Origin of the sequence: Mesorhizobium sp. AR10 (assembly GCF_024746795.1) — a bacterium.
Taxonomy (GTDB): Bacteria; Pseudomonadota; Alphaproteobacteria; order Rhizobiales; family Rhizobiaceae; genus Mesorhizobium.
In genome coordinates, this window is record NZ_CP080524.1 from 2018583 (window position 1) to 2036619 (window position 18037).

Sequence of the window (18037 nt, forward strand, 5' to 3'; positions counted from 1 at the left end):
ACTTTAGTGCGCCTCGTCCCAGTTGTTGGCGGCCCGCGCGTCGACATGCAACGGCACCGACATCGAAACCGCCGGCATCGGTGCGTTCTCCATCACACGGCGCACGACAGGTATCGTCGCCTCGACTTCCGCTTCCACCGTTTCGAAGATCAGTTCGTCATGCACCTGCAGCAGCATGCGGGCGGAAAGCCCTGCCTTGTCGAGCGCATCCTCCATGTGCACCATGGCGCGGCGGATGATGTCGGCGGCGGTGCCCTGCAGCCTTGCGTTGATCGAGGCGCGTTCGTTGAACGCGCGGATCGATGGGTTTGACGATCGTATCTCGGGATAGTGGATGCGGCGGCCGAAGATGGTTTCGACGAAGCCATGCTCGCGGGCATAGGCTTTGGTTGCCTCGATGTAATCGCGAATGCCGGGGAAGCGTTCGAAGTACTTCTTGATGTAGGCGCCGGCTTCCTCGCGCGGGATCGACAGCTGGTTGGCAAGACCGAAGGCGGAAATGCCGTAGATGATGCCGAAATTGATCGCCTTGGCGCGGCGGCGGATCTCCCCGGGCATGCCTTCGACCGGTACGTTGAACATTTCCGACGCGGTGATGGCATGGATGTCGGCGCCGTCGGCAAAAGCCTGTTTGAGCTGCGGGATCTCGGCGACATGAGCGAGCACGCGCAGCTCGATCTGGCTGTAGTCGGCCGACACCAGCTTGTTGCCCTTGTCGGCGATGAAAGCCGTCCTGATCTTGCGCCCTTCAGCCGTGCGCACCGGGATGTTCTGCAAATTTGGGTCGGAGGACGACAGCCGGCCGGTCGTCGTCGCGGCAAGCGCATATGAGGTGTGAACGCGCTTGGTGTCGGGATGGATGAAGCCGGGCAGCGCGTCGGTATAGGTCGATTTCAGCTTGGTGAGCTGGCGCCAGTCTACGATCTTGCGCGGCAGTTCGTGCCCTTCGGCGGCGAGGTCTTCCAGCAGCTGCGCCGAGGTCGACCATTGCCCGGTCTTGGTTTTCGAACCACCAGGCAGGCCCATGCGTCCGAACAAGATGTCGCCGAGCTGTTTTGGCGAGCCGATGTTGATGCGTTCGCCGATGAGCTGGTAGATCTCCTCTTCCAGGCGTGCCGCGCCCTGCGCGAGTTCGCCGGACAGCCGCGACAGGATCTGCCGATCGACGGAGATGCCGCGCTGCTCCATTCTCGCCAGCACCGGCACCAGCGGCCGCTCCAGCCGCTCATAGACCGACACAAGGCCCTTGGCAGCGAGCCGCGGCTTCAGCACCCGCCAGAGCCCGAGCGTCACGTCTGCGTGTCCGGCGGCATAGGCGGTTGCCTTGTCGATATCGACCTGGTCGAAACCGACAAAGCTTTTTCCCGATCCGGCCAGTTCCTTGAGCGGAGTCGTCGCATGGCCGAGCCATTTTTCGGAAAGAGCCGACATGGTGTGGTGGCCGGTGCCGGCGTCGAGCACGTAGGAAATCAGCATGGTGTCGTCATAGGGCGCGACATCGATGCCGTGGCGGCTCATGACGATGAGGTCGGACTTCAACTCTTGCACGATCTTGAGAACGGACTTGTCTTCCAGCAACGGCTTCAGCGCTGCCAGCGCCTCGCGGACCGGTATCTGGTTTTCGAGCAATCCGCCGCCGAGCAGGTCGCCGTTTCCGCTTTTATGGTCAAGCGGCACATAGGCGGCGCGGCCGGGCGCGGTGGCCATGGCGAAGCCGACAAGCTCGGCCCGCATCGGATCGGGTGAGGTGGTCTCGGTGTCGAAAGCGACGATGCCGGCTTCCATCGCCTCGGCGATCCAGGCCTTCAGCGTGGCGATGTCACGGATGGAGACGTAGGCACTGGTGTCGATCCTGCTCGCGGTTGCCGCCTCGAGCCGAAGGGCCGAGAGCAGGGAAGGGGTGTCGCCCTGCCTGGCCGCTTCCGCGCTGGGTGTGGAGGCCGCTACGTCCCCACTTTCCGCCCCAGCGCGCGGTGCGCTTTCGGCGACGGGCATTCCCGACCCGACATCAGGACCATGCGCCGTATCGGCGCGTTCGATAGTGACAGCGACAGCCTGGATATCGCCGGCCTCGGTTGCGGTCGCTTCCGCCACGCGGCGGGTCAGCGAGGTGAACTCCATGGTCTTGAGGAAACCGATAAGCTTCGGTCCGTCAGGCTCATGCAGCACGAAATCCTCGAGCCCATCGATCACCGGCACGTCGTCCTTCAGCGTCACCAACTGGCGCGAAATGCGCGCCTTGTCGGCATTGGCGATGATCGATTCCCGCCGCTTGTCCTGTTTGATCTCGCTCGCGCGAGCGAGCAGGGCGTCGAGGTCGCCGAACTGTTCGAGCAATTGCGCCGCGGTTTTCGGCCCGATGCCGGGCACGCCCGGCACATTGTCGACCGAGTCGCCGGTCAGCGCCTGCAGGTCGATCATCTTGTCCGGCGGCACGCCCCATTTCTCGATGACTTCGGGAACGCCGATCTGGCGGTCCTTCATCGGGTCGTACATGCCGACCGTCGGGCCAACCAGCTGCATCAGGTCCTTGTCGGAGGAGATGATCGTGGTGTCGCCGCCGGCTTCGCAGGCAAGCCGGCAATAGGTGGCGATAAGGTCGTCGGCCTCGAAGCCTTCCATCTCGATGCAGGGCAGGTTGAAGGCCTTGGTCGCCTGGCGGATCAGGCCGAATTGCGGGATCAGGTCTTCGGGCGGCGCCGAGCGGTTGGCCTTGTATTCGGGATAAAGGTCATTGCGGAAGGTTTTCGACGAGTAGTCGAATATGACCGCGAAATGCGTCGGCACCACGCCGACATCGGTGTTGCGGGCATCCAGCATCAGCTTCCACAGCATGTTGCAGAAGCCGGAAACAGCCCCGACCGGCAAGCCATCGGATTTGCGGGTCAGCGGCGGCAGCGCATGATAGGCGCGGAAGATGTAGCCGGAGCCGTCGATAAGGAAGAGATGATCGCCTTTTTTCATGCCGGCAGGGATAGCGCGGCGCAGCGCCGCGGTCCATGCCAAAGGCGGCTTCAAACACTGGTTCCGGCAACACCCTGACAGACTGTTCCGCTCACGCGTATGTTACAAAAGTGTAATTTTGACGCCCTTGAATCGCCACGTTCGAAGACACAAATAAACGTCATCGGCAGTTTTCGCCGAAGTCCGGAGCAAGGCCCGTCCCCCGCCTATACCGGACACCTGCGGCAGCCTATCCCCCTCTCCGGGCTGCCGCATCGTTTCGAGTAAAAGGCCGCCGTGGTTCCCCTCCACCACGGCGGCATTTTTCTGCCTTTCGACAAGCATTCTTGGCCCGTGGTCCAACGATCGCGGGCTTTTCGTTTCTGTCTCACCCCTCTAGGCGGTTGCCGCTCAGAATCGAAAGGCCCGCCAATTATGTCCGCAATTTCTCCCGTCCTCGACCGCCTCGACAAAAACCTCGACCAGAGCCTGGAACGGCTGTTCGGCCTGCTCGCGATCAAGTCGATTTCCACCGACCCGGCCTATGCCCCCGACTGCCGCAAGGCGGCGGAATGGCTGGTGGCGGAGCTCAAGCTGATCGGCTTCGACGCCAGCGTGCGCGACACGCCAGGACATCCGATGGTGGTCGCTCATCACGAAGGGCCTGCTGGTTCGCCGCATGTGCTGTTTTACGGCCATTACGACGTGCAACCCGTCGATCCGATCGAGCTCTGGGAAAGCGACCCGTTCGCGCCTTCGGTCAAGGAGATTGAGCCCGGTCACAAGGTGATCACCGGGCGTGGTTCGGCCGACGACAAGGGGCAGTTGATGACCTTCGTTGAGGCCTGCCGCGCCTGGAAGCAGGAGCATGGCGGCCTGCCGTGCCGTATCACCATCCTGTTCGAAGGCGAGGAGGAGTCCGGCTCGCCGTCGCTGAAGCCGTTCCTCGAAGCGAACGCGGCCGAACTCAGGGCCGACTTCGCCCTGGTCTGCGACACCGGCATGTGGGACCGCGATACGCCGTCGATCTGCGTCGCGCTGCGCGGGCTGGTCGGCGAGGAAATCACTGTGAAGGCCGCCGACCGCGACCTGCATTCCGGGCTCTACGGCGGTGCTGCCGCCAACCCGATCCGCATCCTGGCGAAAATCCTGGCCGATATCCACGACAAGGATGGCCACATCACCATTCCGGGTTTCTATGACGGGGTCGAGGAGACGCCCTCGCAAGTACTGCAGTCATGGGAAACGCTTGGCGAGACCGCCGAAACCTTCCTCGGGCCTGTCGGCCTGTCGATTCCATCAGGTGAAAAGGGCCGCTCGGTGCTCGAACTGACCTGGGCACGGCCGACGGCCGAGTTCAACGGCATCATCGGCGGCTACACCGGCAAGGGTTTCAAGACGGTGATCGCGGCGGAAGCTTCGGCAAAAGTGTCCTTCCGCCTCGTCCACAAGCAGAATCCTCAGAAGATCCGTGCCGCTTTCCAGAAATTCGTCAGGGAACGCATCCCGGCCGATTGCTCGGTCGAATTCCATCCGCATGGCGGCTCGCCGGCCATCCAGCTTTCCTATGACTCGCCGTTCCTGGCCAAGGCCAAGGATGCGCTGTCGGATGAATGGCCGAAGCCGGCAGTGACGACCGGAAGCGGCGGCTCGATCCCGGTCGTCGGCGATTTCCAGACCTATCTCGGTATCGAATCGCTGCTGGTCGGCTTCGGCCTCGACGACGACCGCATCCATTCGCCCAACGAGAAATACGAGTTGAGTTCCTTCCACAAGGGGCAGCGCTCCTGGGCGCGCATTCTCAATGCGCTGACGCGCTGAGATGGATCTGGATAGGTGAAATTCAACTTTCTGTTGATTTTTCATCGGATCGCGGCGAGGACGGGTAGCGCCGCGACCGGAGAAGACGATGAGCGAAATCCACTTTCACAAAAATGACCTGCCTGACCTTGCGCATTACAACGTCGGCGCAGTGGCCATCGACACCGAAACGCTGGGGCTGAACCCGCATCGCGACCGGCTGTGCGTGGTGCAGATCTCGCCAGGCGATGGCACAGCCGACGTCATCCAGATCGCGCCCGGCCAGAAGAAGGCGCCGAACCTCGTCAGCCTGCTCAGGAACCGCGGCATAACCAAGCTCTTCCATTTCGGCCGCTTTGACATCGCCGTGCTCTACAACGCCTTCGGCGTCACGGCCGAACCGGTATTCTGCACCAAGATCGCCTCGCGGCTGACCCGCACCTACACCGACCGGCACGGGCTGAAGGACATTTGCAACGAACTTCTTGGTGTCGGCCTGTCGAAGGTGCAGCAATCGTCGGACTGGGCGGCCGAGACACTGTCGCCCGAACAGCTCGAATATGCAGCTTCCGATGTGCTTTACCTGCACCGGCTGCGCGATGTGCTGGCGGCGCGGCTGGCGCGCGAGAACCGGACCAAGGAAGCCGACGCCTGCTTCCGCTTCCTGCCGACGCGTGCCAAGCTCGACCTGATGGGCTGGGGCGAAGAGGATATCTTCGCTCACAGCTGATGGCCTTAGCCCGGAACCAGGGCGCTATCCGTTGCGTTCTGTCGGATCAAATACTTGTTTTTTGCGCAATTCCGGACGGAAAACCGCTCACACTTTTCCTGGAATTGCTCAAGAGGGATGACATGGCAGACCGCAAACCAATCTCTACCGCGCCAACGGATGGCTCCAAGATCACTGTCCAATGGAAAGACAGTGACGGCGTCGTGAACGAATCCATCGCACAACATCGCGACGACGGTTGGTGGGTCTATGTCGACAGCCATACGCAGAAGAAGGTCGAGCCGACCAGTTGGCGACCTGCCACCAGCGATGATGACGACGAATGATGCCGCCGCTGGCGGGACCGATTGCTTTCGAATAGCCTGAAGCCGTTGAAATCGAGGCTGATTCGGGGTTTGCAGCTCCGCTGTTCGCCTCTTGCTCGGAGGAATGCTCTATGGGTATCGAAAGCCTTCTGGTCTTCATCATCATCGGTGCCATTGCCGGCTGGCTCGCCGGCCTCATCGTCTCGGGCTTCGGCTTTGGCCTGATCGGCAACATAGTCGTCGGCATCATTGGTGCGTTAATCGCCGGCTGGCTTTTCCCAAGGCTCGGATTCGCCATCGGCGGCGGTATTCTCGCCGCCATCATCAACGCCACGATTGGCGCCGTCATCCTTTTGGTGCTGGTCAAGGTGATGAAGCGAGCTTGAGGCTCGACAAGAAAAAGGGCGCGCCATGAAACAGAACACCCTCTATGTCGTCATCGGCGCGCTCGTGGTCGTGGTCATTGCACTTGGCATCTACGTCTATCGCGAGCAGACCAAGCCGAAGGGCGTGGAACTCAAGATCGACGACAAGGGCATTTCGATCCAGCAGAACTGAACATCTCAGGCACGGCGCTCCCAACGCGCCGGTGCCCACCCTTCATTCGACTCTTCAGGTCAGACCTTCAAGTGATACCTCGGATCGAGTTCAAGGCCAGCGAGGCTGTCCGAGCCGCGCTCTCAGCCATCGGGCGCACAGAAGATCTGCGCTTTTCTCCGGACAACCGACTGCTGGCAATTGCCGGATTTGCGCGAAAGCGCTGCCTGATCCTGAAGGTTGAGGTCGAGCCAGCGCCTGATGATCCCCAGGTCACCATCCATGATTTCATGGAGCTGACTTCGGAAGGCATTGGGGAGATCCATGGCCTCGATTTCATCGATGACCAAACCCTGGTTGTCGCCAATCGCGACGGGATGATTGCGATATTTTCTCTGCCGGGGGGAGAGCCGGCCGGCCGCAGCCGCGAAATTGCACCCATTCGCCAGATAAAGGGCGGTCTGTTCTGCAAGCTCAAGACACCGGGTTCGGTCGTCGCCAGACAGGATCAGCGTGGCCGGGTCAGCCTGCTGGTCTGCAACAATTACAGGAACCAGGTCACCCGGCATGTGGTCGACCGGCGATGGGGCTATCGCGCGCGAAAGAACCACCTCCTTCTCAAACATGGTCTCGATATTCCGGACGGCATCGCCCTCAGCCATGACGGCCAATGGGTCGCCGTCAGCAGCCATGGCACCAACGACGTGAAGATCTACAGCATGTCCGCGGCGCTCGGACCGGACACCGAGCCCGCTGGAATCCTCGAAAACGCCAATTATCCGCATGGCCTTCGCTTCACGGGCGATGGCCGGCATATCCTTGTCGCCGACGCTGGCAGTCCAATGCTGCACATCTATGACAGCGATACAGGCTGGAATGGGCGCCATACGCCTTCCCGATCTGTTGCCGTTCTCGACGATGAAACCTTCAAGCGCGGCAGGGCCAGTCTCGAGGAAGGCGGCCCGAAAGGCCTCGACATCGACCGATCCGGCCATGTTGTGGCGGTAACCTGCCAGGAGCAGACGCTGGCCTTCTTTCCGCTGGCATCGATGGCCGGTCAGCCACTGGAGCTTCTGCGCCAGACTTAACGCACCTTTAACACTAAGCCATTGTTTTCGTTGGAAGGCGTTACCGCAGTCCCGAAGATTCAGCGGCGTCTAGCGCTCTGGCCAGTGCGCCGTCTTTCTGACTATCAGTTGATTGCCCCGGTGCTGTTCAGTCATGCAGCCCTTAAAGACGCGGGCGAATAGCTCGATCGCCGGGCCGGGCCTGGCCTGATCCGCTACTTTTTTGGTAATCCCCCATCGCAGATCGTCCCAGATCATCGTGCCGCCGATCTTTAACAATGACCAGGCGAGGGCGGTTTGTGGAAATACATCATCACGTCGCTTGCCCGCGTCGAGATAGATCACGTCGAATCGAGCGGCTTCGGTCGCCAAGGTTTCCATTACGGCAAGGGCTGACCCTTTGATCTTTCGGCAACGATCCAGATAGGAACTGGTGTTTAGATCAAAACGGCGTTCAACCTCCGGTGCGGCAAATATGTCGACGCATGTCACATGGCCCAAGGGAAACATTTCGAGCAGGGCGACGGCTGACCGGCCTTCGTAAGAACCAAGCTCCAGAACGGCGACCTTCTCAGACCGCATATGGCGCAACGGGGCAAACCAAAACGGCAATTTCTTGCTCAACCAGTCGCTCGTGAAGTCCTTACCCTCGAACCACGACGCGCATTCTGGCGGTAGTATGCTGTTCTGATTTGGCGGGGGCGCCTTTTTGAGCCCAAGAAACGTTTTCAAGCCCATCGTTTCTGTCTCCCGATCATGGCGGGCCTCCTAGCATGTAACTCGAAAAGTCGCCAGCTATGACCGGGCAACCCTCCACACGGATGGACTGTCTTCCGCCCAGTTTGCCGGCGATCGCCTCGATTGCGCCGACGCCGGTGGGTACTGTGGCTGCCATGGGTCAGTGCAAAATCGGCGCCTTCCGAGAGATACCCAGTCGATGGCCACGCACATCAATCTGGGGCGTCCACGCCGCGGCAACGCGGAAGAGACAAGCGATTGATTAGAAAGCGCTTTAATTTTTTCCGACTTAACGCGCCTTTAAACCGCCGCATCTACTCTTCAACCCGAGCGCCATAGGCATCGGGACAGACAGCGCAACGCATGGCGAACCGCAGAGACAGTCGCATCGAGCCCAGCTTCGAGGGATCGCCACGGGCGAAATCCCCGGCCGGTCTTTCGGTGAGCGAGGAGGATCGCGTCGTGCCTGGCAACCGCAAGTCCTCCGCAAAGCGCAAATCATCCAAGGCAAGATCGTCGCGTGGCGGGCGCGGCCGAAGCCGGCGCGGCCTGTTCGGTGTGCTCGGCCGGTTGTTCTACTGGTGCTTCGTGCTGGCCATCTGGGGCGGCATCGCCACTGCCGGCATCGTCGTCTACTACGGCGCGAAAATGCCGGCGGCCACGACCTGGGCCATTCCCGACCGCGCCCCCAACATCAAGATCGTCTCGGTCGATGGCAAGCTGCTGGCCAATCGCGGCATGAGCGGCGGCGAGGCCGTCGGCCTGCACGAAATGTCGCCCTACATCCCGGAGGCCGTCATCGCCATCGAGGACCGCCGCTTCTATTCGCATTTCGGCATCGACCCGATCGGCCTTTCCCGCGCCATGGTGACCAATGTTCTGGGCGGGCGTTTTTCGCAAGGCGGCTCGACGCTGACCCAGCAGCTGGCCAAGAACCTGTTCCTGACACCCGACCGCACGCTGGAACGCAAGGTGCAGGAAGTGCTGCTGGCGCTGTGGCTGGAGCACAAGCACACCAAGGACCAGATCCTCGAAATGTACCTCAACCGGGTCTATTTCGGCTCCGGCGCCTATGGCGTCGAAGCGGCTTCGCGCCGCTATTTCGGCAAGAGCGCGCGCGATGTCACCCTGTCCGAGGCGGCCCTACTGGCCGGCCTTTTAAAAGCGCCGTCGCGGCTGTCGCCGGCACGCGACCCCAAGGCGGCCGAGGAGCGCGCGCAGCTGGTGCTTGCCGCCATGCGCGACGAAGGCAAGATCAGCGCCAAGGAGCAGACCATGGCGATGAGCGCGCCGGCGACGCGCGCGCCGTCCTACTGGACCGGTTCGGAAAACTATGTCGCCGACACCATCATGGAAGAATTGCCCGATCTGATCGGCGACGTGCGCGGCGACATCGTCGTCGACACCACCGTTGACCTGACGCTGCAGAAGCTCGCCGAACAGTCGATCCGCCGTCTGATCGACGAGAGCGGCAAGAAGCTCAATGTCAGCCAGGGCGTGCTGGTGTCGATCGACAATTCCGGCGCCGTGCGCGCCATGGTCGGCGGCTACGACTATTCGACCAGCCAGTTCGACCGCGCCTCGGAAGCCCGCCGGCAGCCGGGCTCGGCGTTCAAGCCGTTCGTTTATATGGCGGCCCTGGAAGCCGGACGCACGCCCGACAGCGTGCGCAACGACGCGCCGATCAAGATCGGTAAATGGACGCCGGACAATTACGGCGGCAAATATTTCGGCAAGGTGACGCTGGCTACCGCCCTGGCGAAATCGTTGAACTCGGTCGCCGCACAGCTGACCATGGAAGTCGGACCTGACGCGGTGGTCGAGGCGGCGCACCGGATGGGCATCCAGTCCGACCTGATAGCAAACACCTCGATCGCGCTCGGTACCTCGGAAGTGACGCCGCTGGAATTGACCTCGGCCTATGTTCCCTTCGCCAACGGCGGCTACAAGCCGGACATCCACTTCATTCGCCGGGTGACGACAACCGAAGGCAAGGTGCTCTACGACAACAATGGCGGCAGCGCGCCGCGCGTCGTCAAGGCCGAGATCGTCGGCATGATGAATTCGATGATGACCGGCACGGTCGAGATCGGCACGGCCAAGAAGGCGGCATTCGCCTGGCCGTCGGCCGGCAAGACCGGCACCAGCCAGAATTCGCGCGACGCCTGGTTCGTCGGCTATACCGCCAATCTCACCACCGGCGTCTGGTTCGGCAATGACGACGGCAGCCCGATGAAGAAGGTCACCGGCGGCGCGCTGCCGGCGCAGGCCTGGCATGAGTTCATGGTCGCAGCACACGAAGGCGTGCCGGTGCGGCCATTGCCGGGAACCTGGAAGTCGACGCCGGCCGACACCATCGTTCAGGACGAAATTCCGTCCGACACACCGGCGCCGGTGCCGGCTGCGTCTGTTGGTCGATCAGCACCGCCTTCCAAGCCGCCTGCGCCGGCCCGTGCCGCGCGAGCGGCCGAAACGGTCGATGCGGAGGGCTTTGACATGCCGGGCGATGGCGGCGCCACCGCATCGATCAAGCACCCGGTGCCGCCCGGCAATGTCGGCGGCCCGGTCAAGAAGCGGCAGACTTCGATCCTCGACATTCTCACCGGCGGTTAACCCCTCGCCACCGCAGCCGGCTTCCGCTACATGTCCCGCTGGAGACCGCGACATGGCTGAAACCGATAGCAGAAAAACGATCGTGCTGACCGGCGCCAGCCGCGGCATCGGCCACGCCACGGTCAAACGCTTTTCGCGCGAGGGCTGGCGCGTCATCACCTGCTCGCGCCAGGCTTTTGCTGAGGACTGTCCATGGCCGGCCGGCCCGGAAGACCATATCAAGGTCGATCTTGCCGATCAGGAAGATGTCGGCATCGCCATTTCGGAAATCCGCCATCGGCTGGAAGCGCATGGCGGCCAGTTGCATGCGCTTGTCAACAATGCCGGCATTTCGCCCAAGCTCAAGGACGGCAACAGCCGCATGAACTCGATCGACACGCCGATGCATGTCTGGCGCGACGTGTTCCAGGTCAATTTCTTCGCGCCGATCATGCTGGCCAGAGGCCTGTTCAAGGAATTGGCGGCGGCGAAGGGCTCGATCGTCAACGTCACCTCTATCGCCGGCAGCCGCGTGCATCCTTTTGCCGGCACCGCTTACGCGACATCGAAGGCGGCGCTCGGCTCCCTGACACGCGAGATGGCGCATGATTTCGGCCCGCACGGCATCCGCGTCAATGCGATCGCACCCGGCGAGATCGACACCGCGATCCTGTCGCCGGGCACGGCCAAGATCGTCGAGACGATCCCGCTGCGGCGGTTAGGCACCACGGCCGAAGTCGCCGACATCATCTTCTTCCTGTGCTCGCAGCAGGCGTCCTATGTGACGGGCTCGGAAATCCATATCAATGGCGGCCAGCACGTGTGAGCGGCTGACGCATTCGGTCAGATCGTTTTTGCCCGTCCCGCCAGGCTTCCCAGGACTGCCATCAGCAAGGTGGCGATGGCGCAGGCGGCCAGAGCAAAGCTCCAAGTTCCGGTCGCGTCATGGGTGAGACCGGCTAGCGGCGGGCCCGCGGCGGCCAGCGAATAGCCCAGGCATTGCGCCATTCCCGACAGCGCCGCCGCTTCCTGGCTATTCGAGGCCTTCAAGCTGACGAACGAAAGGCCAAGCACGAAGGCGGCACCCGCGCCGAAGCCAAAGAGCGCTACCCAAAGTGCTGCAAGGGCCGGAAGCTGCCACAGGCCCAGCAGCGAAAGGCAGGTGGTCAGCGACACGCCCACGGCGAGCGCCCGCTGGTCCTTCATACGCTTGACGGCGGCACCGAGGAGCAGGCCGGGGATCGCGATTGCCAGTTGAGACAGCCCATGCAGCGAGCCTGCGGTAGCCACCGGGTAGCCGGCCTCTGCCAGGATCGAGGGCAACCATCCGACGATCACGTAGAAGACCAGTGAAGTGAGGCCCAGAAATCCGGTCACTTGCCACGCAAGGGCCGAGCGCCAGATGCGTCCGCGGTCATGCGTGGAGGATGCCTCTCGCTCCGGGGCGGAAGACAGCTGAAGCTGGGGAGCCCAGACGATCAAGGCTGCGACTGGAAAGATCAGCGTGCAGGCAAGCGAGAGGTGCCAACTCGATCCGGGCAATTGAGCAAGCGGGATCGCCGCTGTCGATGCGAGTGCCTGCGCAAGCCCGGACGCGATAGCATAGGCGCCGGTCAGGCCGGCGACCCGGTTGGGAAAATCCCGCTTCAGCAGGCTTGGGAGCAGGACGTTAGCGACGGCAATCCCGGCGCCAAGCGTGCCGGTTCCAAGGAACAGCGCCCAGATGGGGCCCGTCGAGCGCAGGGCAATACCGGCCGCAACAACAAGCAGCGCGCCGAACAAGGACTTCTCGATGCCGTATCGGCGCGCCAGGCCGGCCGCGAAGGGTGAGATCGCCGCGAACGCCAGCAAGGGAAGGGTCGTCAGCACACCTGCTTCGGCTGCGCTGATGCCGCTGTTTTCGCGGATCATGCCCAGCATCGGCGCCACACTGGTGATGGGCGTGCGGAGCGTCGATGCGATCAGCAGGATGCCAAAAACGAGAAGCCCCTGGCCGCTGGATGTTCTGACAACCTCTCTTACCGTCATTGCAGGCTCCTGACCTTGTTGTTAAGCGCGACGCAGTCCTTCTGTCCTCGTGCGCTTTGGTTTGCGTGTTACGGAAAACGATCGCCAAATACCGTCAATCATCTCCAGCCCGCGCCAAGCGCAGGGCCATTGACCGAAATGGCCGGCTCATCCGGCCATGGTGAGAACAGCCTTGCCGCTGAAGCTGCGCTGTCGCAGTGCCTCAAGGGCTTGGGCGATGTCTGTCCACGGCACGGTTAGGGACACGCGGGTATCCAGCCGGCCAGCCGTGACCTTAGTGAGCAGCGAGGCGATGTCCGCGCCAATGCCTGAGCCGGAAGTGTAGTAAGCGAACGTCTGAAGCCTCGCGCCCTCGTGACCCGGAACGAACTGGCGAAATCCAATGGGCGTCAGTTCGCCACTGCTCGAACCGAACATGACGATGGTCCCGCCAGGCGAGACACGTCCGATCGCGTGTGCCAGGCTTTCGCCACCGACCGACTCGGTGATCAGTGAGAACGGCCCACTGGCCAACTCGATCGACTCGACGACCTGCTCGGCTCCAAGGCCGCGGAGATCCTCGGCATGCCGGGCGGCGGCGATTGCGGTCACCGAGGCGCCTTGCTCGCGGGCGATCTGGATCTGGAAACGCCCGACCGCACCGCTTGCACCTGTGATCAGGACCTGCTGGCCGGCCAGGTCACCGCCATGGCGCAAGGTCCTTAGCGCCGTCGTGCCCGCGACCGGAAGCGTGGCGGCGGAAACGAAGCTGACGTCATCCGGCAGGACGGCGAGACGGTCGGTTGGAACGGCGACACGTTCGGCCCAGCCGGCCTCGTCGACCAAAGCCACAACCCGGGTGCCAACGGCCGGCCCGGAACCATCGGCTGCTGCCTGTTCGACAACCCCAACGATGTCCTGGCCAGGTATCCAGCCGTCCGGACGTATGGTGAGCAGGCGCAGTTCGCCGCGGTTCAACGAGGTTGCGTGCACCGAGACGAGCGCCTCATTCGCGAAGGGCTGAGGGTCCTCGACCTCGGCGAGCCTCAGCCTAGTGGTGCTGTCGGGAGACATGACGAGGGCGAGCATGGGTCGTACTTTCCTGCCGGTTGCGGATGCCTGCCTAGCCGTGCAAAGCACGGCAAGCTGGCCCAGTACCCATCGAGATGGCGGTCGGCGATGGGCGCGCGGGATCAACGGGATCACTATGCGCAACCGAAACCTATCGACTTCCCCGGGCAAAGAATTTAGCTACCATGGCGTTTAGTCGCTAAAAGTCGTCAATCATGAGACAGCCTCTTCGCTACCCGTGGCTCAATTTCGATGTAGATGATGTACTCGCACCGGCGATTGCGGTGCGCGTCGACGTCACCGACACCAGGGCGGAGGTGCCCGCCCATCAGCACCGCAAGGGACAACTCGTCTTCGCACTTGGAGGCGGCGTCACATGCCGCGTCCCAAGCGGCCTGTGGATGGTTCCGCCTCATTGCGGGGTGTGGATTCCCGGCGATATGGAACACAGCAATATCGCGACCGCCAATGCCCGGATCTTCTTCGTATACATTGAGCCGGGAGCTGCCGATCTGCCGGACCGGTGCTGCACGCTTTCGATCTCGCCACTGCTGCGCGAACTGATCACCGAGCTGTCGGATTGTGCGCCGGAGGAGCCAAGAGGCGATCTCCTGGCAGGGATACTGCTCGCCGAACTGCCGCGCATGCCTGTGCAGCAATTGCATCTGCCGATCTCGGCTGAGCCACGCTTGCGGCGGATCGCCGAAGCGCTGGCGCAAGATCCTGCCGACCGCAGCACCTTGGCGGAGTGGGCCGACCGCGTCGCGCTCAGCGAGAGCAGTCTCGCCCGTCTCGTCGTGAAGGAGACAGGGTTGAGCTTTGGCCGCTGGCGCCAGCAATTGCACTTGATCGTCGCAATACGAGAGCTGGCCTCCGGTGCGAGCGTGCAGCAAGTTTCGGGCGATCTCGGTTACGACTCCGTCACGGCCTTCATCACCATGTTCAAGAAGGCGCTTGGGAAACCCCCGGCAAAGTATCTCAGCAGTGTCGCGCAGAATGGCGGCTCTGCATTCGTCGCTTGATTGACCTTCATCCTATGTGACCGGTCCGGAAATCGACATCAATGGCGGCAGGCACGTGTACCGAGCCGCCTTCTCGCTACACCAAGGGGCAGAAGCAGGGATTTTCGGGCGTCACATCCCGAACCAGCGGGCGCGGCGGCTGGAGCCGAAAATCTCCTTGTCCGCCCGCAGGGCGACCGATGGCTCGTGATAGGTTCCGGTCGGCTTTGGACCAGAGAAGAAATCCACTTCGACCTTGCCGATGCGCCCGCCGCCGAATTCGATATAGCAGGTGCCGAAACCGTTGTACTCCGTCGCCTTGCCGCTGTTGCGCAGTCTGGCGATCAAGTCGCTGGCGACGGCGCGTGCAGCGCCTTCGGCGAACACGCCGGCCTTCGGCGTGCCGGTGTTGGCGCCGTCACCCACTGCGTAGACACCGGGATATCTGGTTTCCAATGTCCGCGGATTGACCGGAATCCAGCCGCCCTCTGCCATGCCGCTGCCTATGACCACGTCGGGCACGCGATGCTTGGGGACGCCAAGGAACAGATCGAAGGGCATTTCGGCTCCGTCATCGAGCGTTGCGACCTTGCGGGTGTTGTCGATCGAGGCGATGCGGCGGCCCGGAATGAATGTGATGCTGCGCTCGGCGAAGGCGGCCTCCAGCGCGCGCGAGGTTTCCGGGGAAGGCGGCACCGGGCTGGACAGCGGCAGCACGAAACTGATCTCGCAGGCTTCGCGGACACCGCGATTGACCAGATAGTCGTGCAGCATCAAGGCGCATTCGCTGGGCGCCGGCGGGCATTTGTATGGCGCGCCGCAGACCCCGACCAGCGCCTTTCCCCCGGTGAAGGTGGGCAGCACATCGCGCAGGCGCTCAGCCCCGGTCACCGTGTAGAATTCGTTGGCCTCGGCCAGCCCCGGCGTGGCGTCAAAATCATAGTCGGCGCCAAGAGCCACGATCAGGAAATCGGCCTCGTAGGCGCCACCATCGGTGGCGACGCGCCGCCTTTCGGGATCGATCGCGGTGATCGTCTGCCTGACAAGGCGCACGCCCGATTTCGCGAAGTTGCGGTATGGCATGCGCACTGCGTCGAGCGTGGTGTGGCCGAACATCACGTCGAGCTTGGAAAAGCCGAAGACGAAGGCATCGCTTTTGTCGATCAAGGTCACATCGACGCCGTCGCCGAACGTCTCGGACAACAAGGTGCTGAGTTCAAGGCCACCAAAGCCCGCCCCCAGGACGAGCACGCGCGGCTTGCTGATCGTGTTCATGGAACCCCCTCATTGTGCAGCGCGCGTGTGCGGCCGTCCAGGCGTTACGGCGCGCCCGGTTGGGACCAATGCCGCAGCGTAGCAGTGTCCTTGGCAAAGATCACGCTGAGAACTCGTCGACCAGATTGAGGTATCGCCGGAATTCACCCCGCAAGACCCGAGCGAAGCGGAGACCGGAGAGCACTTCGGCTCTTCAGTCGCCTTTGCCACCAGCGCTGGAGCCGCTCCCCATCACCTCTTCGACGATGCCGCGGGCGATCTCGCGCTCGCCCATGATGACGGTGTCGGCGCCAAGCCCCCTGAGGTGTTCGACCTCGGCATCGGAATGGGCGCGGGCGATGACGTTGATCCCAGGATTGGCGGCGCGAGCGCGCAGCACGATCTGCCCCGCCTCGAAGGCGTTTGGAATGGCAAGGATCAGCCGGCTCGCGCCCTCGGGATTGGCGGCAGCAAACACGTCGCCATTCGCCGCGTTGCCGGACACGGTTTCGACGCCGTCGGCCCTGAGCCTTGCCAGCGTCTTGTCGGCGTCCTCGATGACGATGAAGGGAAGTGCGGCCTGTTTCAGCGCAGCGCCAACCAGGCTTCCGACCCGACCGTAGCCGATCAGGATGGCATGACCGGAAAGGCTTGTCCGGGGTGGCGGGCCATCCTCCTTAGCCACGGCAGCAACCGAAGCCACCTGGCCGGGTTCCGTCGCCGGACCGATCGGCCTTGACTCAGCTGAGGGTCCAGCCTTGGCGGCTCGCGCCTCCAGCCATGGCTTCATCCAGTCGAGAGCCAGGAACATCAGGGGATTGAGGACGATCGACAGGATGGCGCCGGCGAGGATGAGGTCGCGGCCCTGTTCGGGCAGCAGCTTCAGTCCGACGCCGAGTTCGGCCAGGATGAAGGAGAATTCGCCGATCTGGGCGAGGCTGGCCGAAATCATCAGTGCCGTAGCGAGCGGATAACGGAAGGCGACGACGATGACGAACGCCGCCAGCGATTTGCCGATAACGATGATGGCCAGCGTCGCCAGGATCGGCCAGCCATTGTTGACCAGGCTGAACGGGTCGAACAGCATACCGACCGAGACGAAGAACAGCACCGAGAAGGCATCGCGCAGCGGCAGCGATTCCTCGGCCGCGCGATGGCTAAGCTCGGATTCGCTCATGATCATGCCGGCGAAGAAGGCGCCCAGCGCCAGCGACACGCCGAACAGCTTGGCCGCACCGAAGGCAACGCCGAGCGCGATGGCAAGCACCGCCAGCCTGAACAGTTCGCGCGAACCGGTATGGGCGACATAGTGCAGGATCCACGGAATGACCCGGCGGCCGACCACCAGCATGACGACGACGAAGGCGGCGACCTTGGCCAGCGTGATGCCGACGACGCCCCATATGCCGTAGCTGGCCGGTAAGGACAGCAAGCTGCTATGCGTGTCCGCCGGCTCCTGGCCGCCGAGCACGCCGGCAAGTGCCGGCAGCAGCACCAGCGCCAGCACCATGGCCAGGTCCTCGACGATCAGCCAACCGACGGCGATGCGGCCACGTTCGGTCTCGATCAGCCGCCGCTCCTGCAAGGCGCGCAACAACACCACGGTCGAGGCGACGGAAAGTGCCAGGCCAAAGACAAGCCCGGCGCCCATCGACCAGCCGAGCATCCAGGACAGCCCGGCACCCAACGCCGTGGCAAAGCCGATCTGCACTATGGCGCCGGGCACGGCGATGGCGCGGACGGACAACAGGTCCTTCAGCGAGAAATGCAGGCCGACGCCGAACATCAGCAGGATGACGCCGATCTCGGCTAATTCATTGGCGAGGCCGGCATCGGCGACGAAGCCGGGCGTGTTCGGTCCGACCAGCACGCCGGCGACGAGGTAGCCGACCAGCGGCGGGATGCGGAAGCGGTTGGCGAGGGCGCCGAAGACGAAAGCCAGCCCCAGACCGGCGACGATGGTGGCGATAAGGGGCGTGTCATGCGGCATTG

The 18037-nt window shown here is 62.9% G+C and carries 15 protein-coding genes; 9 read left to right on the plus strand and 6 right to left on the minus strand.

Going from position 1 to position 18037, the window contains the following annotated elements; translation table 11 throughout:
- Nucleotides 1–3 precede the first annotated feature (3 nt).
- Nucleotides 4–2964 carry a DNA polymerase I gene (polA, locus tag LHFGNBLO_RS13260; RefSeq protein WP_258609704.1) on the minus strand — a complete coding sequence of 987 codons (2961 nt, stop codon included), beginning with the start codon at nucleotides 2962–2964 and terminating at the stop codon, nucleotides 4–6.
- Nucleotides 2965–3378: 414 nt separating this feature from the next.
- On the opposite strand from polA, the gene LHFGNBLO_RS13265 reads away from it, so the two are divergent.
- The 6 genes from LHFGNBLO_RS13265 to LHFGNBLO_RS13290 all read left to right on the plus strand — a co-directional run bounded on the left by LHFGNBLO_RS13265 (nucleotide 3379) and on the right by LHFGNBLO_RS13290 (nucleotide 7403).
- Nucleotides 3379–4764, plus strand: coding sequence for a M20/M25/M40 family metallo-hydrolase (locus LHFGNBLO_RS13265; RefSeq protein WP_258607985.1), 1386 nt, complete (start codon nucleotides 3379–3381; stop codon nucleotides 4762–4764).
- Between the two features lie 88 nt (nucleotides 4765–4852).
- On the plus strand, nucleotides 4853–5473 hold the full coding sequence (locus tag LHFGNBLO_RS13270) for a ribonuclease D (RefSeq protein WP_258607988.1): 621 nt from the start codon (nucleotides 4853–4855) through the stop codon (nucleotides 5471–5473).
- A 122-nt stretch (nucleotides 5474–5595) separates the two neighbouring features.
- Complete coding sequence (locus tag LHFGNBLO_RS13275; protein WP_258607990.1) at nucleotides 5596–5799, plus strand: hypothetical protein; 204 nt, start codon at nucleotides 5596–5598, stop codon at nucleotides 5797–5799.
- A gap of 110 nt (nucleotides 5800–5909) precedes the next feature.
- Nucleotides 5910–6164: a GlsB/YeaQ/YmgE family stress response membrane protein gene (locus LHFGNBLO_RS13280; protein ID WP_258607999.1), complete on the plus strand. Its 255-nt coding sequence runs from the start codon at nucleotides 5910–5912 to the stop codon at nucleotides 6162–6164.
- Between the two features lie 25 nt (nucleotides 6165–6189).
- Nucleotides 6190–6336, plus strand: coding sequence for a hypothetical protein (locus LHFGNBLO_RS13285; protein WP_258608001.1), 147 nt, complete (start codon nucleotides 6190–6192; stop codon nucleotides 6334–6336).
- A gap of 71 nt (nucleotides 6337–6407) precedes the next feature.
- Entirely contained in the window at nucleotides 6408–7403 is a 996-nt protein-coding gene (locus tag LHFGNBLO_RS13290) for a hypothetical protein (RefSeq protein WP_258608003.1), read from the plus strand.
- A 69-nt stretch (nucleotides 7404–7472) separates the two neighbouring features.
- Here the strand turns inward: LHFGNBLO_RS13290 and LHFGNBLO_RS13295 are convergent, their stop codons facing one another.
- Nucleotides 7473–8120 (minus strand): class I SAM-dependent methyltransferase, encoded by a 648-nt coding sequence (locus LHFGNBLO_RS13295; protein ID WP_258608006.1) that lies wholly within the window; start codon nucleotides 8118–8120, stop codon nucleotides 7473–7475.
- Nucleotides 8121–8483: 363 nt separating this feature from the next.
- On the opposite strand from LHFGNBLO_RS13295, the gene LHFGNBLO_RS13300 reads away from it, so the two are divergent.
- Nucleotides 8484–10733: a transglycosylase domain-containing protein gene (locus tag LHFGNBLO_RS13300; protein WP_258608008.1), complete on the plus strand. Its 2250-nt coding sequence runs from the start codon at nucleotides 8484–8486 to the stop codon at nucleotides 10731–10733.
- A 52-nt stretch (nucleotides 10734–10785) separates the two neighbouring features.
- The gene (locus tag LHFGNBLO_RS13305) at nucleotides 10786–11538 is read left to right on the plus strand and encodes an SDR family NAD(P)-dependent oxidoreductase (RefSeq protein ID WP_258608010.1); all 753 of its coding nucleotides are present in this window, start codon (nucleotides 10786–10788) and stop codon (nucleotides 11536–11538) included.
- 17 nt (nucleotides 11539–11555) lie between these two features.
- On the opposite strand, the gene LHFGNBLO_RS13310 is transcribed toward LHFGNBLO_RS13305, so the two are convergent.
- Both LHFGNBLO_RS13310 and LHFGNBLO_RS13315 read right to left on the minus strand, forming a co-directional pair.
- A complete protein-coding gene (locus LHFGNBLO_RS13310; protein WP_258608012.1) occupies nucleotides 11556–12740 on the minus strand; it encodes an MFS transporter in 1185 nt (394 codons plus the stop codon).
- A 147-nt stretch (nucleotides 12741–12887) separates the two neighbouring features.
- Nucleotides 12888–13808 (minus strand): zinc-binding dehydrogenase, encoded by a 921-nt coding sequence (locus tag LHFGNBLO_RS13315; protein ID WP_258608014.1) that lies wholly within the window; start codon nucleotides 13806–13808, stop codon nucleotides 12888–12890.
- A 197-nt stretch (nucleotides 13809–14005) separates the two neighbouring features.
- On the opposite strand from LHFGNBLO_RS13315, the gene LHFGNBLO_RS13320 reads away from it, so the two are divergent.
- The gene (locus LHFGNBLO_RS13320; protein WP_258608016.1) at nucleotides 14006–14812 is read left to right on the plus strand and encodes an AraC family transcriptional regulator; all 807 of its coding nucleotides are present in this window, start codon (nucleotides 14006–14008) and stop codon (nucleotides 14810–14812) included.
- A gap of 111 nt (nucleotides 14813–14923) precedes the next feature.
- Here LHFGNBLO_RS13320 and LHFGNBLO_RS13325 read toward each other — a convergent pair whose 3' ends face one another.
- Nucleotides 14924–16066: an NAD(P)/FAD-dependent oxidoreductase gene (locus tag LHFGNBLO_RS13325; protein ID WP_258608018.1), complete on the minus strand. Its 1143-nt coding sequence runs from the start codon at nucleotides 16064–16066 to the stop codon at nucleotides 14924–14926.
- 193 nt (nucleotides 16067–16259) lie between these two features.
- A complete protein-coding gene (gene ybaL / locus LHFGNBLO_RS13330; RefSeq protein WP_258608020.1) occupies nucleotides 16260–18035 on the minus strand; it encodes a YbaL family putative K(+) efflux transporter in 1776 nt (591 codons plus the stop codon).
- Nucleotides 18036–18037 lie beyond the last annotated feature (2 nt).